Origin of the sequence: Streptomyces sp. LN549 (assembly GCF_043203805.1) — a bacterium.
Lineage (GTDB): Bacteria > Actinomycetota > Actinomycetes > Streptomycetales > Streptomycetaceae > Streptomyces.
On record NZ_JAZHRI010000002.1, the window covers coordinates 2,877,858 to 2,895,488 of the forward strand.

Here is a 17,631-nt window from a genome sequence, read left to right on the forward strand (position 1 = left end):
TCGGGTGGATGAGGACCGGGGAAACGTCAGCGGCCGGAGCGGGCACGGCGAGGACCCGGGCCACCGGTGTCGGTGCGCCTGCCACCGGTGTCGGTGCGCCTGGGCCGCAGGCGGGCACCCAGGGGGTGCCTCGGAGGGGTCAGGGGGTGCGAGGGACGGCGGAGACCATCGGGCGGGAGTAGCCGTCTGCGGCGGACGGGGCCGCAGTGGGCCCCGGTGCGCTGTCCACGCCGCTCGTGGCCGGTGGCGGGACCTGGTCCTGACGGTCGCCCGTGGTGTTGCGGTAGACGGCGCTGAAGGCCAGCGCGACCATTCCGACGCCCATCAGCACCGCCAGCAGCCAGGCCACCGGCCGGTGCCAGCGCGCGGAGCCCCGGTAGGGGCGCAGGGCGCCACCGTGACGGCCGTAAGGGCCGCTGTCGCCGTAGTCGTCATCCCCGTCGAGCGGGTCGCCGTAGGCGCCTGTGCGCCCGTAGCCGTCGTCGTAGAGGTCGTCGTCCAGCTGCCCACCGCCGGCCCTGGCCCGGTGGGCATCGGCCTCGGCGCGCGCCTCGGCAGCCGCCAACAGCCTCTCGACGGCGGTCGGTTCGTGGAACTCGGCTGCCCGTACGAAGTCCTCGTCGAACACCACGGAGGCGAAGTCCTCGTCCGCGCCCCCGCGGTCGTCGTCGGGCTCCCAGCCGTTCGGGAACGGCCTGCCCCCCACGTCGTCCGGCACAGCTTCAGCCTAGACCCGTGGGGTGGTTTTGGGCAGGGAGACAGCGCATTCGCCGCATCCCGCGGTCACCTCACATGGCCGTCGCCCGTCACGATGTACTTCGTGGACGTCAGCTCCGGCAGACCCATGGGCCCCCTGGCGTGCAGCTTCTGTGTGGAGATGCCGATCTCCGCACCGAAGCCGAACTGACCTCCGTCGGTGAAACGCGTCGAGGCGTTCACCGCCACCGTCGTCGAATCCACCAACTGGGTGAAACGGCGGGCCGCGGCCTGCGAGGTCGTCACGATCGCCTCGGTGTGGCCGGAGGACCAGAGCCGGATGTGCGCCACGGCCGCGTCCAGCGACTCCACGACGCCCGCCGCGATGTCGTACGAGAGGTACTCGGTCTCCCAGTCCTCCGGCGTCGCCGCCACCACGGTGGCCTTGGACCCCTCGGCGTACTCCAGGACCCGCTCGTCACCGTGCACGGTGACACCGGCCTCGGCGAGGGCGTCCAGGGCCCGCGGCAGGAACGCGTCGGCGACGTCCTTGTGGACCAGGAGCGTCTCCGCGGCGTTGCAGACGCTCGGGCGCTGCGCCTTGGAGTTGACCAGGATGGCGACGGCCATGTCGAGGTCGGTCTGCGCGTCCACGTACACATGGCAGTTGCCGGTACCGGTCTCGATCACCGGGACGGTGGACTCCTCGACGACGGTGCGGATCAGCGAGGCGCCGCCGCGCGGAATGAGCACGTCGACCAGGCCGCGCGCCCGCATGAGCTCGCGTACGGAGTCACGGTTCTCGCCCGGCACCAGCTGCACCGCGTCGGCCGGCAGCCCGGAGCCGCCGACCGCGTCGCGCAGCACCCGGACCAGTGCGCTGTTGGAGGCGTAGGCGGAGGACGAACCGCGCAGCAGCACCGCGTTGCCCGACTTCAGGCAGAGGGCCGCGGCATCCACCGTCACGTTGGGCCGGGCCTCGTAGATGATCCCGACCACGCCGAGGGGCACCCGGACCTGGCGCAGATCGATGCCGTTGGGCAGCGTCGAGCCGCGCACGACCTCGCCGACCGGGTCGGGCAGCGCCGCGACGTCCCGCACGTCGGCCGCGATGGCCCGGATCCGCTCGGGGGTGAGGGTGAGCCGGTCGACGACCGACTCACTGGTCCCGGCCTCGCGGGCGCGCGCCACGTCCTCGGCGTTGGCCGCGAGGATGTCGCTGGTCCGCACTTCGAGCGCGTCCGCGATCGCCAGCAGCGCGTCGTCCTTCGCCGCGCGCGGAAGTGGCGCGATGTCGGCGGCTGCGGAGCGGGCCCGGTAGGCGGCCTGGGCGACCGGGGACATGTTGTCGTACGGCGAAAGCGTGGTCATGCCCGCAGACTAATGCGCACGCTGCGGGCATCCGTCACGTATCCCGTGATGCGAGACGGCCGTCCGGGGGACGGCGGCCGGGTCAGTACGGGTGCACACCGACCGGGGCGGCCGGCGGCGGCCCGTACCCCTCGGCGATGCGCTGGTGGTACGTCTCGCGGTCGATGACCTCCAGGCCGACGATCTCCCACGGTGGCAGCCCCGCACTGGAGCGGTGCTCGCCCCACAGCCGCAGGGCCACCGCCGCCGCGTCGTGCAGGTCGCGGGCCTCTTCCCAGTAGCGGATCTCCGCGTGGTCGTTGGCATAGCGGCTGGTCAGCAGGAAGGGGTGGTCGTGCGCGAGCTGCTCGAGGCCGCGTCTGACCTCCTTCAGCGGGATCTCGGCACCGGAGACACAGAGCGTGATGTGCCACAGCTTCGACTGGGTGCGTTCCTGGCCCGTCACCGTCGGTTCCGGACCGGTGGTCCGTTCGTCCCTCCGGTCCGCGGACCTGCCCCCGTCGAAGCCTGGGCCTGCTCCGACGCTGGTCAGGGCGCGGCCACCCGTTCCTCGGGGCGGCGCCCCCGGGCGCGCTCGTCTCACCGGCGGCCTCCTGTGAATGTGTTGCTTTGCTGTACCCCGCAGTGTCCCTGCTACAAAGTGGACCAGTACGCGGCCCGGCTTGGGGCGGTTTTCGTGAAGGTCTCTGCCCGAAGGCTGGACTTTCAGCCGTTTCAGGGGTCGGTCAGGCGTGGAGAACGACAAGATCGTCCCTGTGTACGACTTCGCGCTCGTAGGCGGGGCCGAGTTCGCGGGCCAGGTCGCGGGTGGAGCGGCCGAGGAGCTGCGGAATCTCCTTGGCGTCGAAGTTGACGAGCCCGCGGGCGACCGGCCGGCCCCGCAGATCACGCAGTTCCACCGGGTCGCCCGCGGTGAACTCGCCCTCGACCGCGGCGATCCCGGCAGGCAGCAGCGAGCTGTGGCGCTCCACGACCGCCTGCACGGCCCCGTCGTCCAGGGTCAGCGAACCCTGCGGGGTGGAGGCGTGGGCGAGCCACAGGAGCCGGTCCGCGGAGCGGCGCCCGGTGCGGTGGAAGTAGGTGCCCGTGTCGCGGCCCGCCAGCGCGTCAGCCGCATGGCTCGCCGAGGTCAGGACGACCGGCACGCCGGCCGCGGTCGCGATCCGGGCGGCCTCGACCTTGGTGACCATGCCGCCGGTCCCGACGCCCGCCTTGCCGGCGCTGCCGATGCTGACGCCGGCCAGATCGGCGGGGCCGGTGATCTCCGCGATGCGGGTGGTGCCCGGGATGCTCGGGTCACCGTCGTAGAGGCCGTCCACGTCCGAGAGGAGGATCAGCAGATCGGCGCGGACCAGGTGGGCGACGAGCGCGGCGAGCCGGTCGTTGTCGCCGAAGCGGATCTCGTCGGTGGCGACGGTGTCGTTCTCGTTGACGATCGGCAGCGCGCCCATGTCCAGGAGCTGGTCCAGGGTGCGGTAGGCGTTGCGGTAGTGGGCGCGGCGGCTGGTGTCGTTGCTGGTGAGCAGGACCTGGCCGACGCGGACGCCGTAGCGGGCGAAGGAGGCCGTGTAGCGGGCGACGAGCAGCCCCTGGCCGACGCTGGCCGCGGCCTGTTGCCTGGCCAGGTCCTTGGGCCTGCGGTGCAGTCCGAGCGGGGCGAGTCCGGCCGCGATGGCGCCGCTGGAGACGAGGACGACCTCCCTCTCGCCGCCGCTGCGCACCTTGGCGAGCACGTCGACGAGTGCGTCGACCCGGTCGGCGTCGAGGCCTCCCGATGCGGTGGTGAGGGAGGAGGAACCGACCTTGACCACGATCCTGCGGGCCTCCGTGACGCCCTGCCTGGCCCCTGACACGCGCATCCCCCATGGTTCGCCTCGCTGGACCCCGCAATCTACGCGAGCGCGGAATCCGGCGCCTTCGCGTTCCGCACCGTGGACCCGCCTTCGTCCGAATCCGTCCCGTTCCGTATCTGTTCCGTACCGCGGCTCGTTGCAGGAGATGTCGGCTCCACCGTCGAAGAATTCGGCGAATCCCAGGAACAGGACGTGATCGCATGCGCCAGCTCTCCATCCACGGGGCCTGGGTGCACGAGCCCGAGGTCATCCCCGACAGCCGCGGCAGCTTCCACGAGTGGTTCAGGGCCTCGGACCTCGGGGAGGCCGCGGGGCATCCGCTGGGGCTCGCACAGGCCAACTTCTCCGTCTCCCGCCGGGGGACGCTGCGCGGGATCCACTTCGCCGACGTGCCGCCGGGCCAGGCGAAGTACGTGAAGTGCGTACGCGGCGCGGTGCTCGACGTGATCGTGGACGTCCGGGCCGGCTCGCCCACGTACAAGCGGTGGGAGGGTGTCCGCCTCGACGACACCGATCACCGGGCGGTCTACATCGCCGAGGGGCTCGGCCACGCCTTCATGGCGCTGACCGATGACGCCTGCGTCCTCTATCTGTGCTCGGAGGGCTACGCACCCGGCCGCGAGCACGGTATCGACCCGCTCGACCCGGAGCTGGGCATCGCCTGGCCGGCGGACATCGCGCCACTGCTGTCCGGGAAGGACGCCGGGGCGCCTTCGCTGGCCGAGGCGGAGCATCAGGGGCTGCTTCCCTCGTACGGGGAGTGCGAGGCGTACTACGCACGGCTGCGGACGGCCGGCCCTCCGCTTGCCGGGGTGCGGGCCGGCGGACCTGCGCTCAGCCGGGCCGGTCGCTGACCAGGCCTGTCCGGCCCCGATCCGCCGGACGGGCCTCAGGGCGTTCCGCGGCGAGCAGGGCCAGGAACGCCTCCTCCAGCGCGGTGCGCCAGTCCCGGATGGGCTCGATCCCGGCTGCCGCGAACCGGCCGTGCGCGAGCACGCTGTACGCGGGCCGGGGGGCCGGGCGGATATAGGCGTCGCTGGTGGTGGGCCGGACACGGGCCGGGTCGGCGCCGAGCAGCCGGAAGATCTCCCGGGTGAGACCGAACCAGGTGGTCTCGCCGCCGCTGGTGCCGTGGTAGACGCCCGCCGGGGCGGTGGAGTCGAGCGCGGCCTGTCCGAGCCGGATCAGCCGCCCGGCCAGATCGACGGTCCAGGTGGGCTGTCCGCACTGGTCGTCCACCACGTCGAGGGTGTCCTTGACGCCCTCCAGCCTGATCATCGTCCGGACGAAGTTGGCGCCGCCCGCGCCGTAGAGCCAGGCGGTGCGCACGACGTAGCCCGTGTCGGGGAGGGTCTCCAGCACGGCGCGTTCGCCGGCCAGTTTGGTGCGGCCGTAGGCGCTGCGCGGCGCGGTGGGGGCGTCCTCGGCGTAGGGCCGTCCGCCGTCCCCGGCGAACACGTAGTCGGTGGAGACGTGGATCAGTACGGCGCCGTACGCGCGGCAGGCCGCGGCGAGGACCGCGGGTCCGGTGCCGTTGACCCGGAGCGCGGCTTCCTCCTGGCTCTCGGCCTCGTCGACGGCGGTCCAGGCCGCGCAGTTGACCACGACGGCCGGGCGGTGCGTGGCGAACACCTCGTGGACCCGGTCGGGGTCGGCGATGTCCAAGGCCGTGCGGTCCGCGGCGACGGCGGTGACGCCCTCGTGGGCGAGGGCGGCCATGAGGTCCTGTCCGAGCATTCCGGCGGCCCCGGTGACCAGCCAGACCGGGCTCACAGGACTGCCCTCTCCTTGAGCGGCTCCCACCAGGAGCGGTTCTCGCGGTACCACCGCACGGTCTCGGCGAGCCCGCTGCGGAAGTCCTTGCGGGGCTCGTAACCGAGCTCCTCGCGGATCCTGGTGCAGTCGACGGAGTAGCGCCGGTCGTGGCCCTTGCGGTCCTCGACGTAGGTGACATCGGTGTCCCAGTCGGCACCGCACGCCTCCAGGAGCAGTCCGGTGAGCTCCTTGTTGGAGAGCTCGGTGCCGCCGCCGATGTTGTAGACCTCGCCGGCGCGGCCCTTGGTGCGGACGAGTTCGATGCCCTGGACGTGGTCGTCGATGTGCAGCCAGTCGCGGACGTGGGCGCCGTCGCCGTACAGCGGGACCGGCCGGCCCTCCAGCAGGTTGGTGACGAAGAGCGGGATGACCTTCTCGGGGAAGTGGTGGTGCCCGTAGTTGTTGGAGCAGCGGGTCACGCGCACGTCGAGTCCGTGGGTGCGGTGGTAGGAGAGTGCGATCAGGTCGCTCGACGCCTTGGAGGCGGAGTACGGGGAGTTGGGGGCGAGCGGTTCGCTCTCGGTCCAGGAGCCCTCGTCGACCGATCCGTAGACCTCGTCGGTGGAGATGTGCACGAAGGTCCTGACGCCGGCCCGGTGAGCGGCGTCGACGAGGGTGTGGGTGCCCAGGACGTTGGTGCGGACGAACTCGGCGCCGCCGTCGATGGAGCGGTCCACGTGTGATTCGGCAGCGAAGTGCACCACCTGGTCGTGCCCGGCCATGAGGCCTCCGACGAGCTCCGCGTCACAGATGTCGCCCTGCACGAACGAGAATCCGGGGTGGTCGCGCACCTCGTCGAGGTTGGCCGGATTGCCCGCGTAGGTGAGCTTGTCGAGCACGGTGACGGCGACGTCGCCGGGGCCGCCCGGACCCAGCAGCGTACGGACGTAGTGGGAGCCGATGAAGCCGGCGCCGCCGGTCACCAGGATGTGGGTGGTCATGACGAGATCTGCACCTTGCTGTGGTCGCCGAGGACGAGTCGGTGGGCGGACGGGCTGCGGGGCGCGGGGGTCACCTCGACCTCGTGGCCGATGAGGGAGGCCTCGACGCGGCGGACACCGTCGATCGAGGCTCCCCGCAGCACGATGGAGTACTCGATCTCGCTGTCCTCGATCCGGCAGTCATGGGCGACCGAGGTGAACGGTCCGACATAGGCGTCGCTGATCACCGAGCGGGCGCCGATGATGGCGGGCCCGACGATCCGGCTGCGGGTGACGCGGGCGCCCGGCTCGATCCGGACCCGGCCGATGATCTCGCTCTCGTCGTCGACGTGGGCGCCCTGGGTACACGGTTCGACGGTCTCCAGCACGGTGCGGTTGACCTCCAGCATGTCGGTGACGTTGCCGGTGTCCTTCCAGTAACCGCGGATCGTGGTGGAGCGGACATCGCGCTCCTGGTCGATCAGCCACTGGATGGCGTGGGTGATCTCCAGCTCACCGCGCCACGACGGGCGGATGGAGCGGACGGCCTCGTGGATGACCCGGGTGAAGAGGTAGACGCCGACGAGCGCCAGGTCGCTCTTGGGCTCCTTCGGCTTCTCCTCCAGGGCCACGACCCTGCCGTCCCCGTCGAGTTCGGCGACACCGAACGAGGTCGGGTCGGGCACCTGGGTCAGGAGGATCTGGGCGTCGGGCCGGTCCGCGCAGAACCCCTCGACCAGACCGGCGATCCCTCCGACGATGAAGTTGTCACCGAGGTACATGACGAAGTCGTCGTCACCCAGGAAGCGCTGGGCGATCAGGACCGCGTGCGCGAGGCCGAGCGGCTCGGACTGCGGGATGTAGGTGACGTCGATGCCGAACCGGGAGCCGTCGCCGACCGCCGCGCGGATCTCCTCCTCGGTGTCCCCCACGATGATGCCGACCTCGGTGATGCCGGCTTCCGCGATGGCTTCGAGTCCGTAGAACAGCACCGGTTTGTTCGCCACCGGGACCAGCTGTTTGGCCGAGGTATGAGTAATGGGACGAAGCCGGGTGCCTGCCCCACCGGAAAGTACGAGAGCCTTCACAGTTCTGCCCCACGATGATTCGGCGGTTCTGTCGCAGTGGCTGCGACCTACCGGGTGACCTTAGTCAGATCCGGCCGCTCATCCGCAGCGAAACAGCTCCGTCGACCCGCTTACCGACTCATCCGGAGGAAAAGCGACGGGCCCCCGTAACCATTCGGCTTCGTTTCGCACTCACCGGTTCACGAAAACCGCCATGCACATGCGTGATGCCGAACTCGATGTCGAACTCGATGTCGAATTTCTCGGATGTCACACACCCCTTTCGCGCACACCTTTCGTGCATACCTTTCGCGCCCACTCGACCGCCGCTCGATCAGCCGCTCGATCTGCGGGCGGCGTCCCGGGACACGGACGACCGCGCCTCTACGGGTGGCGCAGGCGCCAGCCCTGCCAGGCGGATTCGATCATCTCGTCGACGCCGTACCGGGCCGACCAGCCCAGCTCCGCGCGGATCCGCTCCGCGCCCGCGACCACGCGTGCCGGGTCTCCGGCGCGGCGGGCGGTCACCTCGGGGGCGATGTCCCCGCGGTCCGTCGCCCTGAGGATGCGGTCGACCATCTCGCGCACGGAGCTGCCCTCGCCACGGCCGATGTTCAGCGTGAGATCCGTGCCGGGCCCGGCCCCCTCCAGCCGGCGGGCGGCCGCGAGGTGGGCGGAGGCGATGTCCTCCACATGGATGTAGTCGCGGATGCAGGTGCCGTCGGGCGTCGCGTAGTCGTCGCCGAAGATCCGCGGACCCTCGCCGGCCTGAAGGCGCTCGAAGACCATCGGGATGAGGTTGAACACCCCGCCGTCGGCCAGTTCGGGCGTGGCCGCGCCGGCGACGTTGAAGTAGCGGAGCGAGGCGCAGCGCAGTCCGTGGGCCCGGGCGGCGGCGTGGATCAGCCATTCGCCGACGAGCTTGGTCTCCCCGTACGGGCTCATCGGCGCGCAGGGGGTGTCCTCGGTGACGAGGTCGACGTCGGGCATGCCGTAGACGGCGGCCGACGAGGAGAACACCAGGCGGTCGGCTCCGGCCGCGACCATGCTCTCCAGCAGCACCTCCAGACCGGTCACGTTCTCCCGGTAGTAGTGGAGGGGCCGCTCGACGGACTCGCCGACCTGCTTCTTGCCCGCGACATGCACCACGCCTGTCACGGCGTGGTCATGGATCGTCGCGTCCAGGGCCTGCCGGTCCAGCACGCTGCCGGTGACCAGGGGCACCCCGTCGGGCACGCTCCCGGCGTTGCCCGTCGACAGGTCGTCGTACACGACCACCTGCAGACCTCCGGCGAGCATCGCCCGCACGACGTGCGCACCGATGTATCCGGCCCCGCCCGTAACCATCCACGTCATTCTGTGCGTCTCTCCCTCTGTAAACGACCACCTCCGCGCACGGCTCTACGGAAAGGTTCACTCTACGTGCACGGAATTTGAATCGGACAAATAATCAGATCAGTATTATCGTCGCTGTGAAGTCTTGTCCGGGTGACATCCATGGAACCCGGCCGGTGAGGCCGGAACAAACACGAGACCACGGCAGGCGGATGGCAATCAATTACGCTGTTCAGGTGTTCAGGCGCTCCCCCCATGATTCCTTGATGCGAATCAACGCCTACGCACGGACCCCGTAGACGGCTCTCTGGACTGGTGAAGGATGCCTCGACTGACACTCATCGTGCCTGCGTACAACGTGCAGGCGTATGTTCGGGAGTGCCTCGACTCCGTATTGCAACAGGACTTCACCGACTTCGAAATCGTCGCCGTGGACGACTGCTCGCCGGACGGCTCCGGTGCCATCCTCGACGAGTACGCGGCACGTGACGCCCGGGTCCGGGTGCTCCATCTCGGCGAGAACGTGGGGCTGGGACACGCCCGTAACGCCGGAATCGAACAGGCGACCGGCGACTATCTGCTCTTCCTCGACAGTGACGACACCCTGACGCCCGGCTCGCTGAGCGCCATCGCCGGCCGGCTGGACGCGACGGACGACCCCGAGATCCTGATCTACGACTACATGCGCAGCTACTGGGACGGCCGGCTGCTGCCCAACCGGCGGGCCGATCTCCTCGGCCCCGGCGAGCCCGTGGCCTTCCCCCTGTCGGAGCGGCCCGAGCTGCTCGACCTGCTGCAGATCGTCTGGAACAAGGCCTACCGCCGCGATTTCGTCGAGGCACACGGGTTCCGGTTCCCGTCCGGGTACTACGAGGACGCCCCCTGGACGTACACCACCCTGGTCGCGGCGGAACGCATCGCACTGCTCGACCGCACGTGCGTGCTCTACCGGCAACGACGTGAAGGCGGAAACATCCTTCGCACGGTCAGCCGCAAGCACTTCGACGTATTCGACCAGTACGACCGCGTATTCGCCTATCTGGACGACCATCCGGAACACGATTCCTGGCGCCCCGCACTCTTCGCCAAAATGGTCGACCACTATCTCACCGTCATGGAAAAGCCGGGCCGCCTCCCCAAGAATGCGCGGTCCGACTTCTTCCACCGGGCGGCCGCCGACTACAAGCGCCGGCTGCCCGAAGGATTCGAGCGTCCGGGCGGTGGCCGCGGTTACAAGTACGCGCTGCTCGGCAAGGATTCCTATCTGGCCCTGACCGGTGTCACCCGGGCGAACCGGGTACGCCACCGGGCACGGGCGCGCAACAGCGAGCGCGTCGACCGGGCCAAGCAGGCCGCGATGCGGGTGTTCTACCGGTCCCAGCTGCGGCTGCCGATGGACGCGAACCTCGCGGTGTTCTCCGCCTACTGGAGCCGGGGCTACTCGTGCAACCCCGCGGCCATCGATGCCGAGCTGGCCCGGCTGGCCCCGCACATCCGCCGGGTCTGGGCGGTGCGCGCGGAGCACGTGAGCCGGGTGCCGAAGGGCGTCGAGGTGGCCGTCGTCGGCTCCCGCGAGTACTGGACGGCGCTGGCCCGCGGCACGTACTTCATCAACAACGTGAATTTCACGGACGCGCTGGTCAAGCGCCAGGGCCAGATCCATCTGCAGACCCATCACGGCACCCCGCTGAAGACGATGGGCCTCGACCAGGCCAACTACCCGGCCTCCACGAGCATGAAGATGGAAGACCTGTTGCGGCGGTGCGATCGCTGGGACTACAGCCTTTCGTCCAACAACTTCTCCACCTCGGTGTGGGAGCGGGTCTATCCGTGCTCGTACACCTCACTGGAGACCGGCTATCCGCGCAACGACGTGCTGATCAACGCCGGAGCCCAGGAGGTCGCGCAGGCCCGTCGCGAACTCGGTGCGGCGGACGGCTCCAAGGTCTTTCTGTACATGCCGACCCACCGTGAGTACCAGAAGGAATTCACTCCGCGGATCGACCTCGAGGAACTGGCCGATGAGCTGGGCCCCGACGTCACACTGCTGGTGCGGGGCCACTACTTCTACAAGGCCACCGGCCGGCTCGCCGAGCTCCAGGCCAGCGGCCGCGTGATCGACGTCTCCGCGTACCGGAGCGTGGAGCAGCTCTACCTCGCGGCCGACGCCCTGATCACCGACTACTCGTCGGCGATGTTCGACTACGCCAACCTCGACCGGCCCATCGTGATCTTCGCCGACGACTGGGAAACGTACAAGGTCGTCCGCGGCAGCTACTTCGACCTCATGGCCGAGCCCCCCGGCGCCGTCGCCACCAGTCAGGTACAGCTCACCGAGATCCTTCGGTCCGGCGAGTGGCAGAGCCCGGCGTCCGCCGCTCTGCGCAGCGCGTTCCGCGAGCGCTTCTGCGACTTCGACGACGGGCGGGCCTCGGAGCGTGTCGTCCGCAGAGTCTTCCTGAACGAGGAGAACCTCCTTCCCGTCGTACCGCTCGCCGACCGCAGGACGGCACCCACCCCAGCCCAGGCGCTCGAGCTGTTCGAGCGGGTCTGACCCGAAAGGAAACTGCAGCCCATGGCCCCTCGTCTCAGTGTCATCGTGCCGATCTACAGCGTGGAGCAGTATCTGCCCGCCTGCCTGGACTCACTGGCTGCGCAGACCCTCAAGGACCTCGAAGTCATCATGGTGAATGACGGGTCCCCCGACAATTCGGCCGCCATCGCGGCCGAGTACGAGGCCCGCGACCCGCGGTTCCGGCTGATCACCAAGGAGAACGCCGGCCTCGGCGCCGCACGGAACACGGGGCTCGGACTGCTCGCCCCCGAGAGCGAGTTCGTCGCGTTCGTCGACAGCGACGACATGATTCCGCCGGACGCCTACCGCCTCATGCTGGCAAGTCTGGACGAGAGCGGTTCGGACTTCATCACGGGCAACGTGCTGCACATCAACAGGACCAAGGTGTGGCAGTCCCCGATGCACCGCATCCTCGCCGGCGGCGCCGTCCAGCGGACCCATGTGTCCGTGAACAGGAAGCTGCTCAACGACAAGATCGCCTGCAACAAGGTCTTCCGGCGCTCGTTCTGGGAGAAGCACCGGCTGGCCTTCCCCGAAGGTGTGCTCTACGAGGACGTTCCGGTCATCGTGCCCGCGCAGTTCCTGGCCGAGGCCGTCGACATCATCAGCACCCCCACGTACTACTGGCGGTTGCGCGAGGGTGAGGGCACCCCGTCCATCACCCAGCGCAGGACCGAACCGAAGGCCGTACGCGACCGTTCTGCCGCGGTGGAGTCGGTGAGCCGCTTCTTCGGCAAGCAGCCCGGGGAAGAGGCCGCGGCGCTGAAGCGCGAGTACGACCGCACCGTCCTCAAGGGCGATCTGCGGATCTTCCTCAACGTGCTTCCCGACGGGGACGAGGAGTTCCGCGCCGAGTTCCTGCGGGTCATCAACCAGTTCCTGAACCAGGTGGATCCGCAGGTGGTCATGGAGCTGACCGCCACCCAGCGGATCAAATGGCTGCTGGTGCGCAAGCACGCCATGACCGAGCTGGTCGAGCTGATCAATTCCGAGCGGCGCGGCGACCCGGTCGAGATCGAGGGGCGGCTCCGGAAGTACGCAAGCTTCTCCGCCCTGGACCACAGTGCCGACCTGATACCCAAGCGGGCTCGACGGATCGACCCCGACCTCACGCCCCGTGCTCCGCTCCAGAAGGTCACCTGGGAGAACGGGAAACTGCGTCTGTCCGGCCATGCGTGGATCGACCGGATCGACCAGTCGACGAAGCACAGCGCCGTCAAGGTTCTGGCGCTCAAGAAGCACGGCTCGCGACGACGTACGGTGCTGCCCCTGCGCAACGTCTACAGCCCGGAGTGCACCGCGGTGTCCCCCCGGAAGCAGAACAACTACGACTGGGCGGGCTGGGAGCTGCTGTTCGACCCCGCAAAGCTCCGCAAGGGCGGCCAGTGGGTGGAGGGCACCTGGCACGTCGGCCTGGGCATCGCCTCCGCGGGGCTGGTCCGCAAGCGGGCCGTGCACGCGAGTGGAGCGGGTGCGGCCAATCATTCGCCGTACCAGTGGCTGGACGAGAACTTCCGGCTGCTCCCCAACACCTCCACGGGTGCCCTGAAGCTGCGTGTCGAGCGGGTACGCGCCCTGATCACCGGTCACCGTGCCGTGGACGAGAGCGTGGAGATCGAGGGTGAGATCCGCGTCCCGCTGACGGCGGGCGAGTCGGTGAACCTGGAAGTCTCCAACCGCAAGAGCGGGGAGGTCATCTCCTACCCCACCGTCCTGAAGCCCGCTCCGGACGGCCGCGCCTCCTTCCGGGTCCTGGTGCCGCTCAAGGATGTCGCGCTGCTGCCCGAGCACCAGGACATGGCCGACGAAGGAACCGCCACGGAGGGCGCCAACCCGGCCCTGGCCTCACGGCGCAACTGGAGCACCGAGCTCGTCGCCACCGCCCCGGACGGGACGGAGCGCCGGTTCGGCACCGTGGTCCGTGACGGACTTGCCGACCGCCAGATCCGGCTCCCCGCCACCCTCGCCCAGGCCGCCGAGCGGAACGAGCTCGCGCTGATCGCGGGAAGCAACGGCTATCTGAAGTTCTCCGGACGCCCGGTCCAGGCCAGGATGACCGCTGTGCAGATGGTCGAGGGCGAGTACATCGTCCACGGTTCCACGCCGGCCGATCTGAGCGATCCCTCCTTCCTCATCAAGGCCCGTGACTTCTTCGACGAGAAGACCGTGCCGCTGCAGGTCCTCCCGGACGGTACGTTCGTCGCCAGGTTCACGCCCTCGGCCATGCCGAGCCCCAACGGCCCCCGCCCGCTGAAGAGCGGCCGGTGGAACTTCTACCTGCGGTCCGGGGACGGCAGCCCCGACGTACCCTTCGTCATCGACCGCCTCGCGGTGCCGGCCTTCCCGGTCTCCGGCGAACACGCAGGCCGTGAGTACCACTTCGAGTCCCGCTGGTACGACTTCCCCCAGCTGCAGTGCCCCTCCGATCTGACCATCCTCGAACGCGGCCGCTACCGGCAGGACAAGCTGCACCGCGAGGTGTACGAGGCCGGCCGCGCGAAGCCGCTGCGCGACGCCGTGCTGTACATCAGCTACAACGGCAAGCAGTACTCCGACAGCCCTCGCGCCATCCACGAGGAGCTGCTCCGGCGCAATGCGGATGTCGAGCACCTGTGGCTGGTCAGGGACGGGCAGGTGGACCTCCCGCCGACGGCCGAGAAGGTCCGCTTCTGGGGAACCGAGTGGTACGACGCGCTGGCTCGCTGTCGGTACATCGTGACCAACGCCCATCTCCCCCACTGGATCGAGCGCCGGCCGGGGCAGGTCATCGTCCAGACCTGGCACGGCACCATGCTGAAGAAGATCGGCCTGGACATCGACGCGCCGAAGTTCAATCCGCAGTACCACGACCAGCTCCAGCAGGAGTCCCGCAGCTGGAACATGCTGGTGTCCTCCAACCGGTTCAGCACCCCGATCCTCAAGCGGGCCATGGGATACGACGGCGAGATCGTCGAGACCGGCTATCCGCGCAACGACTACCTCTACGCACCCGACCTGAAGGCCCGGGCCAAGGAGATCAAGGCACGGATCGGGCTCCCGGACGACAGGAAGGTCGTGCTCTACGCCCCGACCTGGCGCGACGACCTGGCACACCGGCAGGGGCAGTTCAAGTTCGATCTGCGGCTGGACATCCAGCAGGCGCGGGAGCGTCTCGGTGACGATCACATCCTGCTGATCCGCCGCCATTCCAACGTGGTGGACAGCATCCCCGGGGCAGGGAACGGATTCGTCTTCGACGTGTCCGAGTACCCCGACATCGCCGATCTCTACCTCATCGCCGACGTCATGATCACGGACTACTCGTCCGTGATGTTCGACTACGCGCATCTCCGGCGGCCGATGCTCTTCTTCACCTACGACCTGGAGCACTACCGGGACAAGCTGCGCGGCTTCTACTTCGACTTCGAGAACGACGCGCCCGGCCCGCTGATCAGCACGTCCGAGGAGCTGATCGGCGCGATCCGCGACATCGACGAGGTGGCGGCCGCACACGAGGAGCGCTACGAGCGGTTCCACGAGCTCTTCTGCGACCTGGACGACGGCCACGCCTCGGGCCGCGTGGTGGACCGCATGCTGGAGAAGGCGGAGGAACTCGCCGACGAACGAGAGTAGCGAGCACGAAAGCCGGGCACGGCCGGATGATCCGGCCGTGCCCGGCTTTCAAGAAGCCCCGAGCCTTACGCGAACGGGTCGAACTCCTGGTACTCCTTGCTGACGTCGTCGCGCTCTTCCTCACGGTCGCGCCGACGCTGCGCGGCCGGACGCGGCTCCTCGAGCCGGTGGTCCTCGCCACGGCGGCCGAGCATCTCCGCACCGGCCGTCACCGTCGGCTCCCAGTCGAAGACGACGGCGTTGTCCTCGGCCCCGATGGCCACCCCGTCGCCCGCCCGGGCTCCGGCCTTGCGCAGCGCGTCCTCGACACCGAGCCGGTTCAGCCTGTCCGCCAGGTATCCGACGGCCTCGTCGTTGTTGAAGTCGGTCTGGCGCACCCAGCGCTCCGGCTTCTCGCCACGCACCCGGTAGATGCCGTCGTCCTCCAGGACCACGGTGAAACCGGCGTCGTCCACGGCCTTGGGCCGGATGACGATACGGGTCGCCTCCTCCACCGGCTTGGCGGCACGCGCCTCGGCGATGACGCCGGCCAGCGCGAAGGAGAGCTCCTTGAGACCGGTACGGGCGACCGCCGACACCTCGAAGACGCGGTAGCCGCGGGCCTCCAGGTCCGGGCGGATCATCTCCGCGAGGTCCTGGCCGTCCGGGATGTCGATCTTGTTGAGGACGACGATGCGGGGCCGGTCCTCCAGACCCCCGTAAAGCTTCAGTTCCTCCTCGATCATGTCGAGGTCGGAGAGCGGGTCACGGTCGGACTCCAGCGTCGCCGTGTCCAGCACGTGCACGAGCACCGAGCAGCGCTCGACGTGCCGCAGGAACTCCAGGCCGAGGCCCTTGCCCTGGCTGGCGCCCGGGATCAGGCCCGGTACGTCGGCGATGGTGTAGACGGTGCTGCCCGCGGTGACCACGCCCAGGTTCGGGACGAGGGTCGTGAACGGGTAGTCGGCGATCTTCGGCTTGGCCGCCGAGAGCACCGAGATCAGGGAGGACTTGCCGGCGCTCGGGTAGCCCACCAGGGCCACGTCGGCGACGGTCTTGAGCTCCAGGACGATGTCCCGGCTCTCACCGGGCTCGCCGAGCAGCGCGAAGCCGGGGGCCTTGCGCCGGGCGGAGGCCAGCGCGCCGTTGCCGAGGCCGCCGCGGCCGCCCTGGCCGGCGACGAACATGGTGCCCTGGCCGACCAGGTCGGCGAGCACGTTGCCGTCCGTGTCGAGCACGACGGTGCCGTCCGGCACGGGCAGGATCAGGTCCTGGCCCTCCTTGCCGGTGCGGTTGTCACCGGCACCGGGCTGGCCGTTGGTGGCCTTGCGGTGGGGGTGGTGGTGATAGTCGAGGAGCGTGGTGACGGCCTGGTCGACGATCAGGGTCACATCGCCGCCACGGCCGCCGTTGCCGCCGTCCGGGCCGCCGAGCGGCTTGAACTTCTCACGGTGAACGGAGGCGCAGCCGTGGCCCCCGTTACCCGCGGCGGCATGCAGCTCGACGCGGTCCACGAAGGTGGTCATGGTTGGAACCTCCAGTTACATACGTGCAGAAATGTCTCGCTCGTGCTCCTGTAGGAGCAACACGCGAAAGGCGGACCCACTTCCCGTAACAGGAAGTGAGGTCCGCCTCCACGTCATACCGCTCGACGAGCGCCGAAAATCAGCCGGCGATCGGAACGATGTTCACGACCTTGCGGCCACGGTGCGTGCCGAACTCGACCGCACCGGCGGCGAGGGCGAACAGCGTGTCGTCGCCGCCACGGCCGACGCCCGTGCCCGGGTGGAAGTGGGTGCCGCGCTGGCGGACCAGGATCTCACCGGCGTTGACGGCCTGACCGCCGAAGCGCTTCACGCCGAGCCGCTGAGCATTGGAATCGCGCCCGTTCCGGGTGGACGATGCGCCCTTCTTGTGTGCCATGTGTTCTCAGTCCCTTACTTCGCAGCCGCGGGGATGCCGGTGACCTTGATCGCCGTGTACTGCTGGCGGTGACCCTGGCGACGGCGGTAACCGGTCTTGTTCTTGTAGCGAAGGATGTCGATCTTCGCGCCCTTGTGGTGGTCCACAATCTCGGCCTGGACCTTGATGCCGTCCAGCACCCACGGGTCGCTGGTCACGGCGTCGCCGTCGACAACGAGCAGGGTAGAGAGCTCTACCGTGTCGCCAACCTTGGCGGTGGGAATCTTGTCAACCTCAACGATGTCGCCGACAGCAACCTTGTGCTGGCGACCACCGCTGCGCACGATGGCGTACACGCGGATCTCACTCTCACTCGAAGCGGAAACCTCTGAAGCCAGCCGCTCACACGGGTCCGGGGACCCGTGATGATCCGGATTGGATGAGCGGCCTCTCCCGAACGAGCGGGAGGTGAGTGCTCAGAGGTGTGGCGAAACAAACGCCGACGG

At 69.2% G+C, this 17,631-nt stretch carries 14 protein-coding genes; 3 read left to right on the forward strand and 11 right to left on the reverse strand.

Annotated features, from left to right (window positions below):
• Window positions 1-139: 139 nt before the first annotated feature.
• The 4 genes from SH922_RS12880 to proB all read right to left on the reverse strand — a co-directional run bounded on the left by SH922_RS12880 (window position 140) and on the right by proB (window position 3,878).
• Window positions 140-718, reverse strand: coding sequence for a hypothetical protein (locus SH922_RS12880; RefSeq protein WP_393058075.1), 579 nt, complete (start codon window positions 716-718; stop codon window positions 140-142).
• Between the two features lie 65 nt (window positions 719-783).
• Window positions 784-2,067 carry a glutamate-5-semialdehyde dehydrogenase gene (locus SH922_RS12885; protein ID WP_393058077.1) on the reverse strand — a complete coding sequence of 428 codons (1,284 nt, stop codon included), beginning with the start codon at window positions 2,065-2,067 and terminating at the stop codon, window positions 784-786.
• Between the two features lie 82 nt (window positions 2,068-2,149).
• Window positions 2,150-2,650 carry a hypothetical protein gene (locus tag SH922_RS12890; protein ID WP_393058079.1) on the reverse strand — a complete coding sequence of 167 codons (501 nt, stop codon included), beginning with the start codon at window positions 2,648-2,650 and terminating at the stop codon, window positions 2,150-2,152.
• A gap of 142 nt (window positions 2,651-2,792) precedes the next feature.
• Window positions 2,793-3,878, reverse strand: coding sequence for a glutamate 5-kinase (proB, locus tag SH922_RS12895; RefSeq protein ID WP_393063546.1), 1,086 nt, complete (start codon window positions 3,876-3,878; stop codon window positions 2,793-2,795).
• Window positions 3,879-4,120: 242 nt separating this feature from the next.
• On the opposite strand from proB, the gene SH922_RS12900 reads away from it, so the two are divergent.
• Complete coding sequence (locus SH922_RS12900; RefSeq protein WP_393058081.1) at window positions 4,121-4,774, forward strand: dTDP-4-dehydrorhamnose 3,5-epimerase family protein; 654 nt, start codon at window positions 4,121-4,123, stop codon at window positions 4,772-4,774.
• On the opposite strand, the gene rfbD is transcribed toward SH922_RS12900, so the two are convergent.
• From rfbD to galE, 4 genes are all read right to left on the reverse strand, one after another.
• A complete protein-coding gene (gene rfbD / locus SH922_RS12905; protein WP_393063547.1) occupies window positions 4,755-5,657 on the reverse strand; it encodes a dTDP-4-dehydrorhamnose reductase in 903 nt (300 codons plus the stop codon). The two genes, SH922_RS12900 and rfbD, sit on opposite strands and share 20 nt — an antisense overlap.
• A 32-nt stretch (window positions 5,658-5,689) precedes the next feature.
• Window positions 5,690-6,676, reverse strand: coding sequence for a dTDP-glucose 4,6-dehydratase (gene rfbB / locus SH922_RS12910; RefSeq protein ID WP_393058083.1), 987 nt, complete (start codon window positions 6,674-6,676; stop codon window positions 5,690-5,692).
• A complete protein-coding gene (locus SH922_RS12915; protein WP_393058085.1) occupies window positions 6,673-7,743 on the reverse strand; it encodes a glucose-1-phosphate thymidylyltransferase in 1,071 nt (356 codons plus the stop codon). The genes rfbB and SH922_RS12915 overlap by 4 nt, the downstream gene beginning before the upstream one ends.
• Window positions 7,744-8,106: 363 nt before the next feature.
• A complete protein-coding gene (galE, locus tag SH922_RS12920; protein ID WP_393058088.1) occupies window positions 8,107-9,078 on the reverse strand; it encodes a UDP-glucose 4-epimerase GalE in 972 nt (323 codons plus the stop codon).
• A gap of 301 nt (window positions 9,079-9,379) precedes the next feature.
• Here galE and SH922_RS12925 point away from each other — a divergent pair, with 301 nt between their 5' ends.
• Window positions 9,380-11,611 (forward strand): CDP-glycerol glycerophosphotransferase family protein, encoded by a 2,232-nt coding sequence (locus SH922_RS12925; RefSeq protein ID WP_393058090.1) that lies wholly within the window; start codon window positions 9,380-9,382, stop codon window positions 11,609-11,611.
• Between the two features lie 21 nt (window positions 11,612-11,632).
• On the forward strand, window positions 11,633-15,244 hold the full coding sequence (locus SH922_RS12930; RefSeq protein ID WP_393058092.1) for a CDP-glycerol glycerophosphotransferase family protein: 3,612 nt from the start codon (window positions 11,633-11,635) through the stop codon (window positions 15,242-15,244).
• 65 nt (window positions 15,245-15,309) lie between these two features.
• Here SH922_RS12930 and obgE read toward each other — a convergent pair whose 3' ends face one another.
• From obgE to rplU, 3 genes are all read right to left on the reverse strand, one after another.
• Window positions 15,310-16,749, reverse strand: a complete 1,440-nt coding sequence (gene obgE / locus SH922_RS12935; RefSeq protein ID WP_393058094.1) for a GTPase ObgE — start codon at window positions 16,747-16,749, stop codon at window positions 15,310-15,312.
• Window positions 16,750-16,888: 139 nt separating this feature from the next.
• Window positions 16,889-17,146 (reverse strand): 50S ribosomal protein L27, encoded by a 258-nt coding sequence (rpmA, locus tag SH922_RS12940; RefSeq protein ID WP_018103204.1) that lies wholly within the window; start codon window positions 17,144-17,146, stop codon window positions 16,889-16,891.
• A 14-nt stretch (window positions 17,147-17,160) separates the two neighbouring features.
• Complete coding sequence (gene rplU, locus SH922_RS12945) at window positions 17,161-17,481, reverse strand: 50S ribosomal protein L21 (RefSeq protein WP_018551604.1); 321 nt, start codon at window positions 17,479-17,481, stop codon at window positions 17,161-17,163.
• Window positions 17,482-17,631 lie beyond the last annotated feature (150 nt).